The sequence below is a fragment of the Clostridium sp. genome, from assembly GCF_029267215.1.
Classification (GTDB): Bacteria; Bacillota; Clostridia; order Clostridiales; family Clostridiaceae; genus Sarcina.
This window is the reverse complement of record NZ_JARIDH010000042.1, coordinates 134,413-155,748: the sequence shown is the minus strand read 5'-3', so window position 1 is coordinate 155,748 and position 21,336 is coordinate 134,413. Positions and strand designations below refer to the sequence as shown.

At 26.8% G+C, this 21,336-nt stretch carries 19 protein-coding genes and 1 pseudogene; 17 read left to right on the top strand and 3 right to left on the bottom strand.

The features are described from left to right. The first annotated feature begins 104 nt into the window (after positions 1–104). On the top strand, positions 105–833 hold the full coding sequence (locus Q1K13_RS13035; RefSeq protein WP_366522622.1) for a metalloregulator ArsR/SmtB family transcription factor: 729 nt from the start codon (positions 105–107) through the stop codon (positions 831–833). Positions 834–1,088: 255 nt separating this feature from the next. On the opposite strand, the gene Q1K13_RS07615 is transcribed toward Q1K13_RS13035, so the two are convergent. Next, entirely contained in the window at positions 1,089–1,895 is an 807-nt protein-coding gene (locus Q1K13_RS07615; protein WP_300349071.1) for a phosphotransferase, read from the bottom strand. A 221-nt stretch (positions 1,896–2,116) separates the two neighbouring features. Between Q1K13_RS07615 and Q1K13_RS07610 the strand changes: the two genes are divergently transcribed. The 13 genes and pseudogenes from Q1K13_RS07610 to Q1K13_RS07550 all read left to right on the top strand — a co-directional run bounded on the left by Q1K13_RS07610 (position 2,117) and on the right by Q1K13_RS07550 (position 16,042). Further along, the gene (locus Q1K13_RS07610; protein WP_300349068.1) at positions 2,117–2,677 is read left to right on the top strand and encodes a bifunctional adenosylcobinamide kinase/adenosylcobinamide-phosphate guanylyltransferase; all 561 of its coding nucleotides are present in this window, start codon (positions 2,117–2,119) and stop codon (positions 2,675–2,677) included. Then, the gene (locus Q1K13_RS07605; protein WP_300349065.1) at positions 2,661–3,416 is read left to right on the top strand and encodes an adenosylcobinamide-GDP ribazoletransferase; all 756 of its coding nucleotides are present in this window, start codon (positions 2,661–2,663) and stop codon (positions 3,414–3,416) included. The genes Q1K13_RS07610 and Q1K13_RS07605 overlap by 17 nt, the downstream gene beginning before the upstream one ends. Positions 3,417–3,448: 32 nt before the next feature. Then, positions 3,449–3,867, top strand: a pseudogene (locus tag Q1K13_RS07600) (bifunctional adenosylcobinamide kinase/adenosylcobinamide-phosphate guanylyltransferase). Beyond that, positions 3,868–4,461: a histidine phosphatase family protein gene (locus tag Q1K13_RS07595; RefSeq protein ID WP_300349062.1), complete on the top strand. Its 594-nt coding sequence runs from the start codon at positions 3,868–3,870 to the stop codon at positions 4,459–4,461. It abuts the pseudogene before it with no gap. Positions 4,462–4,930: 469 nt separating this feature from the next. Then, entirely contained in the window at positions 4,931–5,848 is a 918-nt protein-coding gene (locus Q1K13_RS07590; protein ID WP_300349060.1) for an ABC transporter substrate-binding protein, read from the top strand. Beyond that, on the top strand, positions 5,835–6,866 hold the full coding sequence (locus Q1K13_RS07585) for a FecCD family ABC transporter permease (protein WP_300349058.1): 1,032 nt from the start codon (positions 5,835–5,837) through the stop codon (positions 6,864–6,866). The genes Q1K13_RS07590 and Q1K13_RS07585 overlap by 14 nt, the downstream gene beginning before the upstream one ends. Before the next feature lie 4 nt (positions 6,867–6,870). Beyond that, on the top strand, positions 6,871–7,626 hold the full coding sequence (locus Q1K13_RS07580; RefSeq protein ID WP_300349158.1) for an ABC transporter ATP-binding protein: 756 nt from the start codon (positions 6,871–6,873) through the stop codon (positions 7,624–7,626). 9 nt (positions 7,627–7,635) lie between these two features. Continuing rightward, entirely contained in the window at positions 7,636–8,283 is a 648-nt protein-coding gene (locus Q1K13_RS07575; protein ID WP_300349055.1) for a Dph6-related ATP pyrophosphatase, read from the top strand. A 9-nt stretch (positions 8,284–8,292) separates the two neighbouring features. Continuing rightward, positions 8,293–9,759, top strand: coding sequence for a cobyric acid synthase (locus tag Q1K13_RS07570; RefSeq protein WP_300349053.1), 1,467 nt, complete (start codon positions 8,293–8,295; stop codon positions 9,757–9,759). Between the two features lie 259 nt (positions 9,760–10,018). After that, the gene (hcp, locus tag Q1K13_RS07565) at positions 10,019–11,737 is read left to right on the top strand and encodes a hydroxylamine reductase (protein WP_300349050.1); all 1,719 of its coding nucleotides are present in this window, start codon (positions 10,019–10,021) and stop codon (positions 11,735–11,737) included. 243 nt (positions 11,738–11,980) lie between these two features. Then, positions 11,981–12,790 (top strand): sirohydrochlorin cobaltochelatase, encoded by an 810-nt coding sequence (locus tag Q1K13_RS07560; protein WP_300349048.1) that lies wholly within the window; start codon positions 11,981–11,983, stop codon positions 12,788–12,790. Between the two features lie 63 nt (positions 12,791–12,853). Further along, positions 12,854–14,011, top strand: coding sequence for an iron-containing alcohol dehydrogenase (locus tag Q1K13_RS07555; protein WP_300349045.1), 1,158 nt, complete (start codon positions 12,854–12,856; stop codon positions 14,009–14,011). 381 nt (positions 14,012–14,392) lie between these two features. Next, complete coding sequence (locus Q1K13_RS07550; protein WP_300349042.1) at positions 14,393–16,042, top strand: EAL domain-containing protein; 1,650 nt, start codon at positions 14,393–14,395, stop codon at positions 16,040–16,042. A gap of 99 nt (positions 16,043–16,141) precedes the next feature. On the opposite strand, the gene Q1K13_RS07545 is transcribed toward Q1K13_RS07550, so the two are convergent. Continuing rightward, positions 16,142–17,290: a sialidase family protein gene (locus tag Q1K13_RS07545; protein ID WP_366522624.1), complete on the bottom strand. Its 1,149-nt coding sequence runs from the start codon at positions 17,288–17,290 to the stop codon at positions 16,142–16,144. Between the two features lie 342 nt (positions 17,291–17,632). Between Q1K13_RS07545 and Q1K13_RS07540 the strand changes: the two genes are divergently transcribed. The 3 genes from Q1K13_RS07540 (at position 17,633) to Q1K13_RS07530 (ending at position 19,943) form a co-directional block, all read left to right on the top strand. Continuing rightward, a complete protein-coding gene (locus Q1K13_RS07540; protein WP_300349037.1) occupies positions 17,633–17,953 on the top strand; it encodes a hypothetical protein in 321 nt (106 codons plus the stop codon). A gap of 2 nt (positions 17,954–17,955) precedes the next feature. Further along, complete coding sequence (locus Q1K13_RS07535) at positions 17,956–18,558, top strand: hypothetical protein (RefSeq protein WP_300349034.1); 603 nt, start codon at positions 17,956–17,958, stop codon at positions 18,556–18,558. 221 nt (positions 18,559–18,779) lie between these two features. Next, positions 18,780–19,943, top strand: a complete 1,164-nt coding sequence (locus Q1K13_RS07530) for a class I SAM-dependent methyltransferase (RefSeq protein ID WP_300349031.1) — start codon at positions 18,780–18,782, stop codon at positions 19,941–19,943. 69 nt (positions 19,944–20,012) lie between these two features. On the opposite strand, the gene Q1K13_RS07525 is transcribed toward Q1K13_RS07530, so the two are convergent. Beyond that, positions 20,013–21,200 carry an SAM-dependent methyltransferase gene (locus Q1K13_RS07525; protein WP_300349028.1) on the bottom strand — a complete coding sequence of 396 codons (1,188 nt, stop codon included), beginning with the start codon at positions 21,198–21,200 and terminating at the stop codon, positions 20,013–20,015. Between the last annotated feature and the right edge of the window lie 136 nt (positions 21,201–21,336).

Here is a 21,336-nt window from a genome sequence, read left to right as displayed (position 1 = left end):
GCTTAATTAAATTTGCGAAAAGTATTGCAATTTTAAATTTAGAGTAGTAAAATTTAATTAAGGAAATACTTAATTAAAAACTTTTGATAAAAGAAGGAGTTTTTATGGAGGAAAAAATTAAAATTTTTAAGGCACTAGGAGATGAAACAAGAATAAACATTCTCCATATTATAAGGAACAAGAGCATGTGTGCAAAGGGGATTGCTAGAGAACTTGAAATATCTGAGTCAGCAGTTTCTCAGCAGATAAAAATTTTAAAGGATGCAAATCTAATTATTGGATATAAGATTGGTTATCACATCATGTACGATCTAAACATAGAAAAGCTTGAGAGTATTACTAGATTAATTGATTATATTGTAAATGATGAAGAGAATAAAAAAGAACAACTTTATGAAAAATGTATAAAGGGTTGTAAACATATAAAATGTATTAATATTAATAAGTTTGAGGAGGAAAAGTTAATGAGAGTTTGTTTTCCAGTTAAAAGTAATGAAGGATTAAAAAGTCTTCCATATGGTCACTTTGGTACTGCTCCAACATTTATAATAGTAGATTTAGAAAATAATGAAGTTAAAACAGTAGGTAATGGAGATTTAGGTCATGAACATGGAAAATGTCAGCCTATAAAAGCATTATCAGGAGAAACTGTAGATGCTGTAATAGTAGGTGGCATAGGAAGTGGGGCAATTAACAAACTAAATTCCATGGGAATTAAGGTTTATAAAGCCTTAGAAGAAAATATTGAGGCTAACTTAGAAGCTTTAAAATTAGGTCAATTAAGTGAGTTTTCAAGAACACATACTTGTAATCATGATGGGTGTAATCACTAATTAAAAACTAATTTTAGAAATTTTACTTTTAAAAAACCGCAATTTTTTAAACTTACATTTCAAGAATTTGTGTTACATTTAATAAAACTAAATAATTTATTAGGGGTAACTTTTAAATTAGTTACTAGAATGTGTTTGAAATAAAAATCCAACATTAATTTGTTGGATTTTTTGCTATGTTTTAAGAAGGTTTTTATTTTAGTTATTCTTTAAGTTCTATGTAAAATCAAAACTAGTTTAAAATAGAGCTCTTTATTAAGATAAATAATTAGGGTATAAGTCATCTAGTATCATATTTCCGCCTAATCTGTAGTCATATGTAGAATCAGAGTCTAATGATTTTATAAAGCTCCAAGAAGCATTCCAAAGTTTGACAACAAAAAGATAATCAGTAAGCCTATTCATAAGACTTTGTGAATAATATCCAAAGTAAGATTTAAGTAAAAAATATCTTTCCTTTTCTTCAAGCATCCATGAAAGTGTAGCTAAATCAAAGAATATATCTCCCATAGCAGAAAATTCAAAGTCTATAAGATATGCTTTATCATCATAATAAAGTACATTGGATGAATTAAGATCATTATGACAAAGTCCAATTAATCTATTTTCCTTAAGCTTTTCTTCTAAATAATTAAGTTTATGTAAAAGAGGAGCTACCTCCCTAGGAAATTCAAAGTTATTTTCATTTAAAAATTTTAAATTTTCTCTTATTAGGTTAAAAGGATTAAAGTAAAATGGAGCCTTTAGTTTATGAAACTTCTTAAGTGTTGAACTTAGTTTTTCTAAAAACTCATAAGAAGTAAACTTAGAAAAACTAACATTTGAATCTTTTAGAAATTTACTTATCAATAGGCCATTATCTTCATTATGATATATAATAGGTGGTGAAAGTTCATTAAGGGATGCAAATGTTAAGATATAATGCTCCTTTTTAAAAGAATTTTTATTTTCTTTGCTAGGTATTCTAAGTACGTACTTAAAATTATCATTTTCTAAGAGAAAATTAGTATTATTAAGACCACCTAGTTTTGTTATTTTTTTGAATTTATTTTCATTAATCATTTTTATCTCCTTAAAATCTAATTAATTTATTATATCAAAAATAGAGTTAGATTTAAAAAGTTGATAAATTTTATTTTAAAGACATGTTTATTTTTAGTTAACTCTTTGAAACTACTTAGTTTGGTAAATAGTTTCTAAAGTTTTATATAAAAATAAATATAAAGTCAAAATAATATTACTAAGTTTTATAAAGTAGTATGAGTGGAGGAAATATAGTTTGTATGAAAATTTTAATAATAGGGGGAAGTAAGAGTAGTAAATCTAGCTATGGAGAGCTTTTTAGTTATAGATTAAGCAAAAAAGAAAAAGGAACTCTTTATTATATAGCAACAATGAATCCTTATGATTTAGAAGATTTAAAAAGAATAGAGAATCACTTAGAAAATAGAAAGGATTATGACTTTGAAACCGTTGAAAAACACAGAGATTTAAATGAAATAATTGAAACTTTTTCTGAAAATGACACTGTTCTTTTAGATAGTTTAACATCTTTAGTAACAAATGAGATGTTTAATAATGAAAACTTTAATGAGTTTATAGCAAGCAAGATTATAAATCATATAGTGGAGTTAGGGAATAAGGTTAAAAATATGGTCATAGTTTCAGACTATGTTTTTAGTGACTGTATAATTTACGATTCTTATACTGAGAATTTTAGAAGAGAGCTTGGGAATATAACTTGTAACCTTGCAAAAAATTATGATGTGGTTATAGAGGCTTCTTTTGGCAATTTAATAGTACATAAGGGAAAGGAGATGTTGGAAAGTGAAAATCTTATATAAGGCATTAAATATGGCAATTAGCATGTTTACAGTAATTCCACTTCCTAAATATGAATGGGATGAGAATGCATCAAAATACATAATGAGATTTTATCCATTAATAGGGGCATTAATAGGATGTATTTGGTATTTATCATACTTTATATTACATAAATTAAATATTTCAACCATTCTTATGGCATCACTACTTATAGGAGTTCCATGTTTCACAACTGGATTTTTACATTTAGATGGATTTATGGATGTTTCTGATGCAGTGTTATCAAGAAGAGATAGGGAAACTAAACTTAAAATATTAAAAGATTCAAGGGTTGGGGCATTTTCTGCAATTTCTTTAGTACTACTTTTAATAATTGAATTTAGTGGCATGGAAACTCTTTTAAAGAAAGAGATAAATATGCTTATACTAATATTAATTCCAATTGTATCTAGATGTATTTCTGGATATTTAATAATAAGTAAAGAAATGATTGGAGAAAGTTCTTTAGGTAAATTCTTTAAAAAGGGTACTGGTAAAAAGGATGCAGTTTTTTTAATTTTGGTGTATAGTTTTATTTTTTTAGTTGCATATTTTGCTTTAGGATTTAAATATGGACTAGTAATCTTAATTATGGGACTTATAGGAATGATACTATATAAAAAGATGAAAAAAGAGCTTGGAGGAATAAATGGGGATGTAGCTGGCTACATACTTACTTTAGTAGAGTTTACAGGGATAATACTACTAGCTATTTTATAATAAACTAAAAGGTGTTTGAAAGGTGGGGAAATATGAAACTTTTCTTTGGGGGAGCTTATAATGGTAAGCTTCAATATGTTAAGGATAATTTCAATATAAAGGATGAGGAGATTTTCTTTTGTAGAAAACTTAAAGAGTTAAAGAATTATGAGAATACTTCATATAAAGAAGAAATTGATTTTTCAAAAAAGGTTATATATGGAATAGATAAGTTTATTTATAATAAGGTATTAAATGAAGAAGAGGCAGTAAATTATTTTAAAGATAATTTAGAAAATTTAAGAGGAAAGATAGTGATTTGTGATGAAATAACAAGTGGTATAGTTCCAATAAAAAAGAAAGACTTTGGAGAGATGAAACTGGAAAAGTACTTCAGTTTCTAAGTAAGGAAAGTGAGGCAGTTTATAGGATTTTCTTTGGAATATGCACAAAGTTAAAGGGAGAATATTAAATGAAACTTTATTTAATTAGACATGGAAAAACTTACTGTAATGAGGAAAGACTTTATTGTGGCAAAAGTGATGTACCTTTAAGTGAAAATGGAATAAAGGAAATTAAAGAAAGGGTAGCCCTTGGAATTTATCCAAATTGTAATTTGAATTTTACAAGTGGATTTAAAAGGGCTAATGAAACCTTTGAATACATATATCCAAATAAAAAATATGAGATTTTTAAGGGGCTTTCTGAATATGACTTTGGAGATTTTGAACTTAAATCTTATGAAATGCTTAAGGAAAACAATGACTACTTAAATTGGATTTTAGATGAAAGCAAAAAGGTGCCTTGTTTAAATGGAGAATCTAGAGAGCTTTTTGAAAAAAGGATTAAAGAGGAATTTTTAAACCTAATAGAATTAATAGAAAAGTCTCATGAAGAGGAAGCCTTAGTAATTTCACATGGAGGAACCATAGCCACTCTTTTAGAAATATTTGAGGAAGAAAGAAAAGATTTTTATACATATCAGCCTAAGTGTGCCAGTGGATATAAAGTAGAGGTATTAAGAGAAGATGAAAATATAAAATTAAGAATAATAGAAAGGTTTTAATGCGAGAAAACATTTATTTTTAAAATCAATTCCTATTAAAAAACTTTAAATAAAGTTTAAATCAAGAAATTTTTTTAAGGAAAATTCTTTGGTTTAAGAATAGAAAAAAATATAGAGTATAAGAGTTTGACATGAGGAAAATATAATAATATAATCAATAAAGATTAACACATAATGTGGAGAGATTTACTTTATAGTGAATGAAGTAAAAAGCTTCAACCACCTAAGAAAACGTTAAGATTACGAAAGTTTATTTTGGTTCACTGCATGCTATATTTAGGAAGGCAAGATGGAGGATGATTCAAAGTATGTAAATCTGACCTTATATAATGACTATTATTCTCTGATATTGGAATAATAGAATATGTGTTAAAATATTTAGTATGCTTTCCTTTAGGTATGCTTTTTTGAATGTTAATCTTAAACCTCAAAACTAAATGTTACAAATATTAAATTGGAGGGCTAAAAAGTGAAAAATTTTAAGAGAGTTTTTGCAGTCTTAATGGTAATGACTATGTCTTTACTACTTTTTGTAGGTTGTGGAAAGAAAACTGTAACCATGAAAGACATGGAGGGAACAGAGTTTACTGTACCTAAAAAGATTGAAAGAATAGTTTCAACAGCACCTTCTAATACTGAAATATTAGTAGGATTAGGGCTAGGGAGTAAAATTGTAGGTATTGATAAATACTCGGAAGATGTAAAGGGAATAAATTCTAATGTAACTAAATTTGATTTTAGAAACCCAGATTCAGAAGCAATAATAGCTTTAAAACCAGATGTTGTAATAGCTTCAGGACATAATAGAGAAGGAAAAGAAGATCCATTTAAGGTATTAAAAGAAGCTGGAATACCTGTAGTTTATATTCCAACTAGTGAAAGTATGGATGGAATTTATGAAGATATAAACTTCTTAGCTAAGTTAACTAAAACAGAGAAAAAAGGAACTGAAATGGTTGACGGAATGAAAAAGGAAGTTAATAAAATAAAAGCTATAGGTAATACTATAAAAGATAAGAAAACAGTTTACTTTGAAATAGGTTCAGGATCAAAGTTATATAGCTTTGGAAATGATACTTTCTTAAATAGCTTATTAAATATAGTTGGAGCAAAAAATATATTTGAGGATCAAAAAGGATGGATATCACCAAGTGAAGAATCTATAATAAAAGCTAATCCAGATGTAATATTAACAAATGAAAGCTATATAAAAGATGCTACAGAATTAATTGCTAAACGTCCAGGCTGGAATACAATAAATGCTGTTAAGAATAAAAAAATATTCTTAGTAGACCAAAATGCTTCATCTCGTGGAAGCCAATATGTAATAAATGCATTAAAACAAATTGCAAAGGATATTTATCCAGAACAATATGCAGGAATATAAAAAAAGAAAACTTCTAATAACACTAGCAATTCCACTAGTGTTATTAGTTATTTGTATTGGAACTTCCATTGGAAGTTCCAATATTCATATATGGGATACTATTTCTATTATAGGGAATAAGTTTTTTGATATTCCTTTAAGAGTAGGAATTAGACCAGAGGACGTAGCAATTATTTGGGTAATTAGATTACCAAGAGTTTTATTGGCATTTGGTGTAGGGGCTTCCTTAGCAGTCAGTGGAGCTGTAATTCAATCAATACTAAAAAATCCACTTGCTTCTCCTTATACATTAGGAGTTTCATCAGGGGCTTCTTTAGGAGTAGGAATATATATAGTTTTAGGAATATCAATTCCTTACATAGGAAATTTAGCAATGCCAATTATAGGCTTTATTTGTGGAGTAATAACTGTTTTTATGGTTATAATCTTTTCTAATAAAGTTGATAGAGGACTTTCAAATAACACAGTAATATTAGCAGGGATGGTTTTATCACTTTTTACAAGTGCAATTTTAACAACAATAACATCTTTATGTAGTGAGGATATAAAAGCTATTACAATGTGGCAAATGGGTTCATTTGCTATGAAAAGTTGGAGTTATGTTATAGCTGGTTTCCCATTTTTTTTAGTTGGGCTAGTCAGGGTAATTAAATACACAAAAGAAATGGACATACTAAGCTTTGGAGAAGATAGTGCAAAGAGTTTAGGCGTAGAAACAAAGAAAGTTAAAAAAAGTTTACTTATTTCAGTGGCAATATTAACAGGAAGTGCGGTGGCTTTAAGTGGGGTAATTGGATTTATAGATTTAATAACTCCTCACATAGTAAGAAAGATATTTGGTTCAAATCATAAAATTGTCATACCTATGTGTATTGTAGTTGGTGGAACATTGATGGTTTTAACTGATTTAATTTCAAGAACTATAATATCTCCATCAGAGCTTCCAGTTGGTGCAATAACAGCCTTGATAGGGGCACCATTTTTTGCATATATTTATTTTGGAAAGAGAAATGGGTGATAGAATGTTAGAGGTTAAAGATTTAAGATGTGGATATGATGGATTTGAGGTTATTCATGGAGTATCATTTAAAATTAATAAGGGAGAAAATCTTTCAATCATAGGGCCTAATGGATGTGGTAAATCAACAATTTTAAAGTCTTTAGTTAATCTTATGGATTATAAAGGCGAAATAAAATTAGATGGAACCGAAGTTAAGGATTTAAAAAGAAAAGAATTAGCTAAAAAAATTGCTTTAATGAGTCAAAGTTCAGATATATATTTTTCTTATACAGTTTTTGAAACAGTATCATTAGGAAGATATGCTCATATGGAGGGGCTGTTTTCAAGTTTAAATACAAAAGATAGACAAATAGTATTAGACTGTATAGAGAGTGTTGGGCTTTTAAATGAGAAGGATAAACTTATAAGTGAGTTATCTGGTGGACAGTTACAAAGGGTATATTTAGCAAGAGCTTTTGCACAGGAACCTGATATACTTCTTTTAGATGAGCCAACAAATCATTTAGATTTAAAATGCCAAATAGAGATTTTAGATTATATTAATAGATGGACTAAAGAAAATAATAAATGTGTTATAGGTGTTTTACATGATTTAAATTTAGTGCAAAAATTTAGTGAAAAAGTAATACTTGTAAATCATGGGAAAATTTATAGTGAAGGAAAAGCAAAAGAAGTTTTAAATAGTGAGAAAGTAAAAGAAGTGTATGGAATAGATATTAGAAACTTTATGTTAGATGCTTTAGAAAGATGGAAGTAGGTGTGCAATTTGAAAAAGAATTTTATAATGTCATATAGCTGTGGAAAAGATAGTACATTATCACTATATAGAATGATAAAAGATGGTCATAAACCAGTTGCTTTATTAGTAACAGTAGATAAGAAAGTTTTAAGAAGTTGGTTTCATGGGATACCAGATAAATTTTTAAATGATGTATCAAAATCATTAGATATTCCTTTATTATTAGTAGAAAGTGATGGAACTAATTATACAGAAACTTTTGAAGAAGCCTTAAAGAAAGCTAAGAATATGGGAGCAACAGCTTGTGTCTTTGGAGATATAGATTTAGAGGAACACAGAACTTGGTGCCAAGATAGATGTAATGAAGCTAAAATTGAAGCAATATTTCCACTTTGGCAAGAAGGAAGAGAAGATTTAACTTATGAATTCATAGATAGTGGCTTTAAAGCGATTATTAAGAATGTAAGACTAGATGTCTTAGGAGAGGAGTTCTTAGGAAAAGTTTTAACTAAGGACTTGGTTGAGAAAATAAAAGAAGCAGGATCTGACCCATGTGGGGAGAATGGAGAATATCATACTTTTGTTTATGATGGTCCATTATTTAAAGAAAAAATAAACTTTAATATTGGAGAAAATATTCTTACAGAAACTCATGGGTATTTAGATATTAAGTAGGTGAAAGTTATGAAATATAGAGGAATAATGTTACTTGGAACAGCTTCTTCAGTAGGAAAAAGTACATTGGCAGCAGCCTTTTGTAGATATTTTAGGAAAAAGGGATATAGTGTAGCTCCATATAAAGCCTTAAATATTTCATTAAATTCCTTTGTAACAAAGGAAGGTGACGAAATAGGAAGAGCTCAGGTTGTACAGGCAGAAGCTTGTGAAATAGAACCTAAGGAATATATGAATCCAATACTTATGAAACCTAGTACAGGATATAAAACTCAGGTTATAGTAAGAGGAAAAGTTCATTGTACAATGGATGCTTATAAGTATGAGGACTTAAATAAATATTTAAAGGAAAAAGCAAAAGAAGCTTATGAAGACATTTCAAAGGATTATGACTTAATAGTATTAGAAGGTTCAGGAAGTTGTGCAGAAATTAATTTAAGGGAAACAGATATTGCAAATATGCATACGGCTAAAATGGCAGATGCAGATGTAATCTTAGTTGCTGATATTGATAAAGGAGGAGTTTTTGCCTCTATTGTAGGAACCATAATGCTTTTAACTTGTGAAGAAAGAAAAAGAGTTAAAGGGGTTATTATAAATAAGTTTAGAGGAAAACCAGAATACTTTAAATCAGCAATGAAACAAATAGAAGATATTATACATATTCCTGTTTTAGGGGTAATGCCTTATTTTGATTTAGATATTGAGGAAGAGGATAGCACTTCTATTAAGTTAGGAGAAAAGAAAGATGAAGGAATTTGTGTATCAGTAATAAAACTTCCTCATATGTCAAACTTTACGGATTTTAATTCTCTTTCAAGAATTAAGGATGTAAATCTTAGATATATAGAAAATCCTAAGGAATTAGAAGGAGCAAACTTAATAATAATTCCAGGAAGTAAAAATACAATTGATGATTTAAATTACATAAAGAAAAGTGGATTCCAAAAAGCATTAGAAGAAAAGAAAAAACAAGGAATTTTAATTTTTGGAATATGTGGTGGTTATCAAATACTAGGGGAAAAAATAAGTGATCCTTTAGGCATTGAAGGGGAAGCTCGTGAAGAAGAGGCTTTAGGATTCTTAAACATAGAAACTAAGTTTAATAAAGTTAAGACTACTAAGCAAGTTTGTGCCTTTGATTTAGATGGAAAAGAGTTTAAAGGTTATGAAATTCATAATGGAGAAAGCCTACCAACTAAAGAAGAAAACATATGGATTAAGGATTCTGATGGAAGAGTCTTAGGAATGAAAAATGGAGAGGGAAATGTATTTGGAACATATATACATGGAATTTTTGATGAAGGTGATTTTGGAGAAATTCTTATAAATAAGCTAAAGAAAGAAATTAACATAGAGGAAAGTAAAGAAATTGATTATAAAGCTTATAAAATAAGCCAGTATGATAAGCTTTGTGAACTTTTAGATGAAAACATAGATATGAAATATGTTGAAAATTTAATACAAGTAAAATAAGAACTCTAAATAGGGTTCTTATTTTTTATATTTAATTTAGTTTAAATTTTTATTTTACAGAAGATACTTTGAATGTCTAAAACATAATATTTAAAATGTATAAATTAGGAAATATGAAATTTGAATTTTGGTAACATAGGTTACGGGAAAAGTTTGAGTTTTGTTATATGATAATAAATGTCAACAGGAAATAAGCACAAAAGAAAAAGTTTAGGTTAAGAAACAAAAGAAGAAGTTTTAATAAATGGAGGAATTTTAAATGGAAAATAAAATGTTTTGCTTTCAATGTCAAGAAACAGCAGGTTGTACAGGATGTACAAAGTTTGGGGTTTGTGGAAAATCACCAGATTTAGCTAGAATGCAAGATTTATTAATATATGTTACTAAGGGATTAAGCGAAGTTACTACTAGATTAAGAAAAGAAGAAACTAAAATAGATTCAAAGATAAATAATTTAATAACAATAAACCTATTTACAACAATAACTAATGCAAACTTTGATGATGAAATATTCTATGCGAGAGTTAAGGAAACATTAAGTGTTAAGGAAGAGTTATTAGGAAAGTTAAAAAATAAAAAAGCTTTATCAGAAGCAGCTCTATGGAGTGCTACTAATAAAAGTGAAATAGATGAAAAGGTAAGTTTATTACAGAAAATAAAAAATATGTTTCAAAGTAAGGAAGAAGTATCAGTAGATTCAATCTTAGATGAAAAATTAATAAGGGTTGGAGTGTTAGCTACTAAAGATGAGGATATAAGAAGTTTAAGAGAGCTTATAATATATGGATTAAAAGGTATGTCAGCTTATATGAAACATGCTAATGCTTTAGGATATGATAATGAAGATATAAATGCCTTTATGCAAAGTACATTAGCTAAGACTTTAGATGATTCATTAAGTATAGATGAATTAATTACTCTAACTTTAGAAACAGGAAAAGTTGGTGTTGATGCAATGGCTTTATTAGATAGTGCAAACACTGGAACTTATGGACATCCTGAAATAACTAAGGTTAATATAGGAGTAAGAAAGAATCCAGGTATATTAGTATCAGGACATGATTTAAAAGACTTAGAATTATTATTAAAACAAACAGAAGGAACAGGGGTAGATGTTTATACTCACTCAGAAATGTTACCAGCTCATTACTACCCAGCATTTAAGAAATATTCTCACTTTGCAGGAAACTATGGAAATGCATGGTGGAAACAAAAAGAAGAGTTTGAAAGTTTTAATGGACCAATATTAATGACAACAAACTGTATAGTTCCACCAAAGGATACTTATAAAGATAGACTTTATACAACGGGAGCAGCTGGATTTGTAGGATGTAAGCATATAAAAGGAAATTCAGAATGGGATAAGGACTTCTCAGTTATTATTGAACAAGCTAAGAAGTGTAAAGCTCCAAAAGAAATAGAAAGTGGAGAAATAGTAGGTGGATTTGCTCATAATCAGGTTCTAGCATTAGCAGATAATATTGTTGAAGCTGTTAAATCAGGAGCTATAAAAAGATTCTTTGTAATGGCAGGATGTGATGGAAGAGCGAAATCAAGAAATTATTACACTGATTTTGCAAAAGCATTACCTAAAGACACTGTAATATTAACAGCAGGATGTGCAAAATATAAGTATAATAAACTTTCTTTAGGAGATATAAATGGAATTCCAAGAGTTCTAGATGCAGGTCAATGTAATGATTCATACTCACTAGCTTTAATAGCATTAAAACTTAAAGAAGTATTTGAATTAGAAGATATAAATGATTTACCAATATCATTTAATATAGCTTGGTATGAGCAAAAGGCTGTAATAGTATTATTATCATTATTATACTTAGGTGTTAAAAACATACATTTAGGGCCAACCTTACCAGCATTCTTATCACCAAATGTAGCTAAGGTTTTAGTTGAAAATTTTGGAATTGGTGGAATAACAAATGTTGAAGAAGATATAAAAATGTTCTTAGGTGAATAATAAAGATTAAATTCTTATAAAAATTAGGCATTTTCTTTTAAAAGAATGTTTTTAATTGAATAAATAGATTAGACAAATTTCTGTACTCCCATTATAGTAGATAGTTAAAATAATAAAACTGTTTTATAATGGGAGGATTTTTTTATATTTTTATAAATAATCTTAATTAATATAATCGTAAATGAGTATAAATAATATAAAAAAATATGATATAATCAAGAAAAAATAAAAGAAGGTGAAACTTTGAAAAAAGCTATATTAATTGTATGTTTTGGTACAAGTTTCTTAGAGCCATTAGAAAATTCTACAGGAAGGTTAGAAGAGGAGATAAAAGAAGTTTTAAAAGGTTATGAAGTCTTTAGGAGTTTTACTTCTGAAAAAATAATTAGAAAAATTAAAAATAAGCATAATATAGATATATATAAACCTAATATTGTATTAGAAAAATTAAAAAAAGATGGATATAAAGAGGTTGTAATAGCACCTATATATATAATGAATGGAGAAGAATATAGGGGAGTAGAAGATATATTTTTTGAATATAAAGAATCCTTTGAAAGTATAAAAATTGGAACCCCCTTATTATTTAAAAATTCATTAAGTGATGAAAATATATTAATAAATAAAGACCATATGAATTCTAAGCCTTATAATAATTTTATAAATAGCATAGAAAAATTAATAAGTAATAATAAAAATACCTTATTGATTGGTCATGGAAGTTATAATATGTATAATAGTGAGTATAAGACTTTGCAAATTGAGATTAATAAACTTGGATATAATAATACATTAGTTGGAGTTTTAGAAGGAGATATTGGTTTTTCTAATGTGTTAGAAAGAATTAAAGAAAAGAATATAAAAGAGATAACCATAATACCTTTGATGATATTTGCTGGGTGGCATACTAAAAAGGATATGATTTTGAAGGATGATTCTTGGAAAAATAAGCTTGAAAAAGAAGGAATTAAGGTTAGCTTCATTGAAAAAGGTTTATTAGAATATAAAGAAGTTAGGGATATATTTATAAATAAGATTAAAGAAATAATATAGTAAAAAATTAACTCAAAACAGAGTTTGAAATTACATAGATTAAATTTTGAGAGGAGAATATATATGTATAATTTTGACTTTTGCAATCCAACAAAAATAATATTTGGAAAAGATAGATTAGAGGAATTAGATAAGGTGGTTCCAAAAGATGCAAAGGTTCTTGTAACTTATGGAGGAGGAAGTGTTAAAAAGTTTGGCACTTTAGATAAGGTATTAAAAGGATTAAAAGGAAGAGAGGTTATAGAGTTTTCAGGCATAGAGCCAAATCCAAAGTTTGATACTTTAATGAAAGCTGTTGATATAGTTAAAAAGGAAAATATCGATTTTCTTTTAGCTGTAGGTGGGGGCTCTGTTATGGATGGAACTAAGTTTATTTCTTTAGCCACTTATTATGAAGGAGATGCATTAGACTTATTAAGAGACAAGGCTAATTCTAGAAAAGTTTCTAAAGCAATTCCTTTAGGAACTGTTTGTACTTTACCTGCCACAGGGTCAGAAATGAATAGTGGAGGAGTAATTACTTCTAAGGTTGGAAAAAGATCCTTTGGTAATCCATTAGTATTTCCTAAATTCTCATTTTTAGATCCAACATTAACTTATACATTACCAGAAACTCAAGTTGCAAATGGAATTGTAGATACTTTTATACACGTTCTTGAACAATATTTAACTTATCCAGCTGAAGGAAGGTTCCAAGATAGAGCATCAGAAGGAATTCTTTTAACATTAATCGAGATTGGAAGAAAAACTATAGATAATCCAACTGATTATGATTTAAGAGCAAATTTAGTTTGGTGTGCAACTATGGGGTTAAATGGATTAATTGGGGCTGGAGTTCCTCAGGATTGGGCAACACATCTTTTAGGACATGAATTAACTGCTATGTTTGGAATAGACCATGGAAAAACTCTTGCAATAATACTACCATCACTTTGGAATGTTATGAGAGAGAGTAAAGGAGAAAAGTTATTACAATATGGAGAGAGAGTATTTAAAATAACTGAAGGAAGTAAAGAAGAAAGAATAGACCTTGCCATTTCTAAGACAAGAGAATTTTTTGAAAGCTTAGGAATTAAAACTAGATTAGGTGATTATGGAGTTAAGAAAGAAAGTATTGATGATTTAATAAAAGCTTTAGAAGAGCATAATATGACTTCAATAGGAGAAAAAGGAGAAATAACTTTAGAAGTAAGCCGTAAGATTTTAGAAGGTGCTTTTTAAGGTGTTTTCTTTTAAATTTTATATGCAGTGAGTATTTCACTAAGTAATTTATAAGAAGAATGAGTTTGATTTTTTATATTAAACTCATTCTTTTTTTATATTATTAAAAGAATTTTGTTTCTATATTATTTATTTATAAAATTTTGATTTAACTTTATATTAATAATTACAAAATAATATATTAATTCCTTAAAAGGATATTATATAATTATTTTCTATAAATTATCTTTTTTTTATGATGAAAATAGTTATATTTTAGCTTATTAATAGCAATATAATAATTGTTTAAAATTAATTATATTATGAATTGTGTTAATATTACAAGGTATAAAGATTTAAAATAGATATTTTTTATATCAAAAGTTGGAAAGGGGTTAATTTATGAAGAAAAGGGGGCTTTTTGCAAGTATAATATTTCTTATAACTTTAATAGGTGTAATTATTGGATGTATAATATTGAATTTCAATATAAATAAATTTAATGATAATAAGGAAACAATAAAAGTGGCTTTTTATGAAAATCATCCTTGTTATTATCTTAATAAAAACTTAAAGCCCTATGGATATTATAATGAATTATTAAAAATAATAGCTAAAAAGTTGAATTTTAATTATGAATATGTAAATTGTGAAGCAACAGAAACTTTGCAAAAACTTAAATCGGGACAAGTTGATTTAGTATTTGGAATAGTTAAAACTAAAGAAAGAGAAAAAGAATTTGAATTTACTGATCAGTATATAAATAATGATAATTTTGCAATATATACTAATAAAAATTTAAAAATTGGAAATTTAAAAGCATTAAACGGATTGAAAATGGCTTATTTAAAAGGATACCAAAATAATCAATTTATTTTAGAGATTTTAAAAAATAAAGGCATAAATGTAAAACTTGTAAATGTTCCATCTTATTATAAGGCAGAAGAATATTTATTAAATAATAAAGTTGACTTTATTGTAGAAAATACAAGAAGCAATTTAAATATTAAAGATAAAAACATTAAAAAGTTTTTCGAGTTTTCCGCAGGTCCAGTTTACATAGTAGCTAGGAAAGAAAATAAAAAATTAATTGAAAATATAGATTCAGTACTTGGAGAAATCCAAGAAAATAATAGGAACTTAGGATATGATGTTTATTCAAAATATTTTAATAAATATTTATATAAATTAAAAATGGAAAAAATATTAATTCGTATATTTATGGTTATAATTTTAGCTTATGTACATACAAAAGGAAAAGATAGGATAAATAAGATAAAAACTAGAAGAAAAATTAAAAATTATATGAAAAATGATAAATATCTTTTATATTATCAACCTATAGTAGATCCAAAGAGAAATATGGTAAAAGGCTTTGAAACTCTCTTGAGATTAAAGAAAGATGGTAAAATATTAAGTCCATATAGTTTCATAAATGAAATCGAAAAAAATAATATGTCTTTAGATTTAGCTTTATGGATTCTAAGAAAAGTTTTTTTAGGTTATGATAAAATAAAAGACTATAAAAGTGTTAAAGGAATTAATTTTTACATATCTTTAAATGTTTCTTTCAAAGAAATAGAAAATCCTAAGTTTTTAAAAGGAGTAATGAATATTTTAAAAGATTATGATATGGAAAATTACAATATCTGTTTAGAAATAGTAGAAAAGTTTGGTATGGAAGATGCAAATAAGATAAAAAACACTTTAAGTTTATTGAAAGAATATGGATTTTTAATAGCTATAGATGATTTTGGTGTTGAATATTCTAACTTAGATTTATTGAATAAGATAGATTCTGACATAGTAAAATTAGACAAGTATTTTGCTGATAATTTAAATAAGTCTATTTTAAATGAAAAGACAATAGAATTCATAGTAGAAATATGTAAGCTATGTAATAGAACTATAATATTTGAAGGAATAGAAGAAAAGTATCAAGTTGATATTGTTAAATTAGTTCAATATGAAAAAATGTATATTCAAGGATATTTTTATTCAAAGCCAGTAGATATTGAGACTTTAAAAGATTTTGAAGTTAAGGGTGATTAAAAAATATTGTTATTAAAATTTAATTTTGATTTGTAATTTGATATAAAGTCCAGTAAATTTTTTTTCTGGACTTTACATCTTGGTCTATTAATAGTGGTATTATTGTTTATTAATTAGTAGATAATAAGGGGTTAAATCTTTATATTCTATATTTCCATCACTTTCATACACAATTCCTAAATGTTCATTTTTAAATGATAAACAAGAATATCCACCACCTAATTTATTCCCTTCTTCAGGATAAGGGATGCATACTTCCTGAACCCCTTTGGATAAATCATCAAAATCAATCATATAAAGAGTTATATTATCTCTTACATATTCACCCTTAGTGTTTTTAGGTGCTGAAATTAATCCAATTCTGTGACCTTTTGAAGTAGTTACTTTTATAAAAGAACCTTGGCATCCTGCTCCTTTTCCAGTTGAAATTTTACCGTTTAAAGGTTCATATATTTCCCATGTACTTCCTAAATCGTGAGATATATATGAGGCTCTATAACCAGAATAGTCATACCTTGTACTCATAATTAAAGATCCATCTAATTCTATAACCATGTTTTCGGAGGTATTTGAGCTTGGAACTTTATTTCCCATTGCCCATGTTTCACCGTTATCCTTTGAATAAATAATTAATGAATAATAGTTATTTTTATTATGTTCTCTTAAGGAGATTTGTGCTGGAATAACTATTGTTCCATCCTCCATTACAATACCTGAGCCAACACCACCTAGCCATCCAATTGTATTTTCAGGCTGATTTTTTATTTTTGAGGAGTTTGTGGTTAAATCTATTTTCTCAGACCAAGTTAATCCATTGTCATCAGAGTAAACCATTTGAACAGACCAATCACTTCTTAAGGTAGGAGTAGTCATTGACCAATTACCATCTGTATTCCATGAGCCTGCAATTAATACTATTCTACCTGTATTTGTAATAACTGTTGTTGAGTCCATTACACGAGAAAAAGTAGAGTTTATACGATCATTCTTCATTGCTATTTCATAACTCCATGTCTTTCCAAAATCAGTACTTCTAGCACAACCGATATCTATATAAGCATGATCATTTGGACCATTATAACGGATATCTGAAAATATTAAAATAGTGCCATCACTTAATAACTGTAGATTTGGAATTCTAAAATACTTTGAATTCCATATATTATTATCCTTATCAAATACCTTTATTGCTTTTATATTATCATTTATAGCTAGACTTTTTTCAAATACATTATTATTAGTATTCATCATTATAATCCTCCTTAAAACAATTATAGAAAATATTAGGCTTTATTAAATAAAATAATATGTAAATATGTGGAAATTATGTGTTTTAAAAATATTTATAAAATATTATAGTGAATTTTTAAAGATCTAATGTTGTGAAATTAATAACTAAAAATAAGAAAGTTAAAACACTATATAACTATTGAAATTAATAAAATACAGCATTAAATTTATAAAATGTACATTGAGTTTTATTTCTACACTAAATCTCGTCCTAGGTTCTTTTTTAGTATCTTTATTTTGTTATTAAAAAATGTTATAATTAAAAGAATTATGTAAAAAAATCTTAATTTAGGAGGTTTTATGAAAAACAAGAATTATTTAATTATAACCAAAGGTTTAAAACAATTAGGCGTATTTTTTTTAGCACTTATTATTTGTTCTATTATATTAACTCCATTTCCTCAGAAGAGTGTGCAAATTAATTATGATCAATATAATGAGATTAAAAGCAAAGAAGAAAAACTAGCAAAAGATTTTGATAAGTTAAATAAAAATTTTAAAACAAAAGGACAAGAATTATCAGAAAAGAAACAGGAATTAATTACTAATCAAGACAGTTTGCATAATGAAATAGAAAATGCAGACAAAAGAATAAAAGAGTTAAGTGAGGAAGTTAAGTAATTATGAAAGATAATAAATTTGTAAAATTTTTATTTAAATACAAAATCGCAATAATAATAGCAATAATATTTTCTATTATAGCTTTTTTAAATCCCACCGATTATAAAAACCAATATGATGCAAAAGCAAATGAAATAAAAAAGATTAATAGCGAAACTGAAAAAATCAATAATTCTTTAGCGTATATGGAAAAAGAAAATACAAAAATAGAACAAGATAATAAAACATTACAAAATGAACTAGATAAGAAAAATGAGCAAATTAAAAATCTTGAAGAGAAGAAACAGGAAATCCAACAGAAAAAAGAACAACAAGCACAACAACAGGTTCAAATAAAAAATCAAAAACAGTTAGAACAACAACAATCAAATTCTAGCAATAACAGTAATAGTGTTAGTAATGGAAGTAAAAATGTTTCAAATAATTCTACACCTTCAGTGAATCAATCTGAACCACAAGGTGATTATGTGTATGTAAATGGAGGAAGATCAAAAAGCAACAAATATCATAGTTCACCTACTGCACATAAAATGGAAGGTGCAATAAAGATGACAAGAAGTGAAGCAGAGGCAAAAGGATACGTAGCTTGTAAAAGATGCTTTTAATATTACAAAAAGAACTTAGCAAAATAAAAGCTAGGTTCTTTTTTATTGTGTAAAAAATATTATTTTATATCAATGAATTTACACTGGCATATCTTATTAAGTAAAACCTAACTATATTAACTTTATTTGATATATGACAAAATCTTAGGTATTATATTATATAGCAAGTTAAGTTTTGTGAATTAATTTAGCTTAATAAGAAAAGTTTGTAAGGTGATTTAATGGAAGAATTAATAAAAGCAATTGATAAGGTTAATGAAGAGGAATTAGTAAAGGTAGTAATAAGCAATAAGCTTAATAAGGATGTTGAATATAAGAAGATAGTTTTTTTGCTTAAAGAGAAAAATAAAAAAGATTTTTATCAAATAGAAAAATATACTGAAAAGCAAGTTTTTCATGAAAATATAGAGAAATCAGAAATAAAAGATAAGATTTTAGAAATATTTACTTCAAACTATAAACAATTAAATGCTTTTTCAAAGGATAAATCCTTTGATCTTAAGGTTTCTAAAAAAGGAAAAGTATTTTTAGGAATACAGCATAGTGATAATTTAAAAGTAGTTAAGAAAGAGCATAATAGAAAGAAAAATTACATCTTAGAAGAGGGTATGATCATAGAACCTCTTATAGACCTTGGAGTTTTTACTAAGGAAGGAAAGGTTGTAAATTCAAAGTATGATAAGTACAAGCAAATAAATAGATTCATAGAAATCGTAGATGATGAGATTAAAAAAATAGATCAAAAAGAACTTACAATACTAGACTTTGGATGTGGAAAATCATACTTAACTTTTATTCTTTATTATTACTTTGTTGAAATAAAGAAAATAAAGGTTAATATGATAGGATTAGATTTAAAAGCTGATGTAATTAAAAAATGTAATGATATAGCTAAGAAATACAACTATGAGAATTTACATTTTGAACTTGGAGATATAAATGGTTTTAAATATAACAATAAGGTAGATATGGTAATAACATTACATGCTTGTGATACAGCAACTGATTATGCTTTATATAATGCAATAAAGTGGAATGCTAAAATGATATTTTCAGTGCCATGCTGTCAACATGAGTTTAATAGCCAAATAAAAACTGATAAATTCTCTATATTAACTAACTATGGAATTATAAAAGAAAGAATATCAGCTCTTATGACAGATTCAGTTAGAGCTAATCTTTTAGAGTGTGCAGGATATAAAACTCAGTTACTAGAATTTATAGACATAGCACATTCACCTAAAAATATTCTAATAAGGGCAACAAAGGGAAAGGTTTCAAAGGATAAAAAAGAGAAGTCTTTAAAAGAAGTCAATAACTTAGTGGAAGAATTTAATTTAAGTCCGACTTTATACAAATTATTAGATGAAGAGAATTTAATATAAAAAAATACCCATGAATGAAATTTTGTTCATGGGTATTTTTATGTATTTAAATATTATAAATCTATAATTTTAGTCTTCGTATAAATATTTTCTTGTCATAGGAAGAGAGTTGTTTATTCCTTTAGAATATAATGTTTGGTGTATATCTATATCCCAGTAGTGGAAAGCAGCAGCACAAGTTGCTAGGTATAAATGCCACATTCTTAAGAATCTTTCATCAAACATTTCTTTTTCTTCGTCTAAATGAGCCATAAAGTTTTTAACCCATTCTTCTAATGTTCTCATGTAATGAAGTCTTAAACTTTCTATATCTATAACATGGAAGTTAAGATCTGCAGCAATTGAAAGTTCTTCTCTTAAAGTTGGAATATATCCACCTGGGAATATGTAAGTTGTGATCCATTTGTTTCCTTCAGTTTCAACTAAGTTTGTTATATTGTGAAGTAAGAATAATCCACTTTCTTTTAATACTGAATCTACATTTTTATAAAATAATGGTATATTGGTATGACCAACATGCTCTGCCATTCCTACACTTACAACTCTATCAAATTCTAAACCAGATTTTTCAAGGTTTCTGTAATCCATTAATTTAACACTTACTAAATCTTCTAAACCTTCATTTTTTATTCTTTCATTAACTTTTTTGAATTGTTCTTCACTAAGAGTTATTCCTAAAGCTTTAACTTTATAAAGTTTAGCAGCTTCTATTATTAAATAGCCCCATCCACATCCTATATCTAAAAGAGATTGACCTTCTTTTAAATTTAATTTTTTTAGTATGTGATGAATTTTATTCATTTGGGCATCATAAAGAGTGTCTGTTTCTTCTTTAAAATATCCACATGAATAACTCATTGTTTCATCAAGCCAAAGGCTATAAAAATCATTTCCTATGTCATAATGATGTGCAATATCTTTTTTTGATTTTAATAGTGAAGGAGCTTTTATTTTAGATGCTAATTTTAATAAAGTACTTTTATTCATGAAGCTATTTTTATTACGTAAAATACTTTCAAAAAACTTCTGTAAATCTCCTTCTATTTCTATATCTCCATTCATATAAGCTTCACCTAAAGCTAAGCTAGCATCTGATAAAAGGTCTTTCTTGCTAGGAAAGCTATTTATTATTAGAGTAAATTCAGGGTTTTCATCATTACCATAAGTAATAACCTCTCCATCCCAAAATCTTAAATTAAAACTTTTATCTGAAAGATTTTCAGCAATACTTTTAACTATGCTTTTATTCATTTCCATAATAGTCACCTCTTAAAATTAAATGTCATATGTTTTATAATACATCTAAATTAGAATTTTGGCTTCTATAAAATTACTTATAAATCATTATAATCTACTAAATATCGAAAATAGTTCATTATTTCTTAAGTATTCT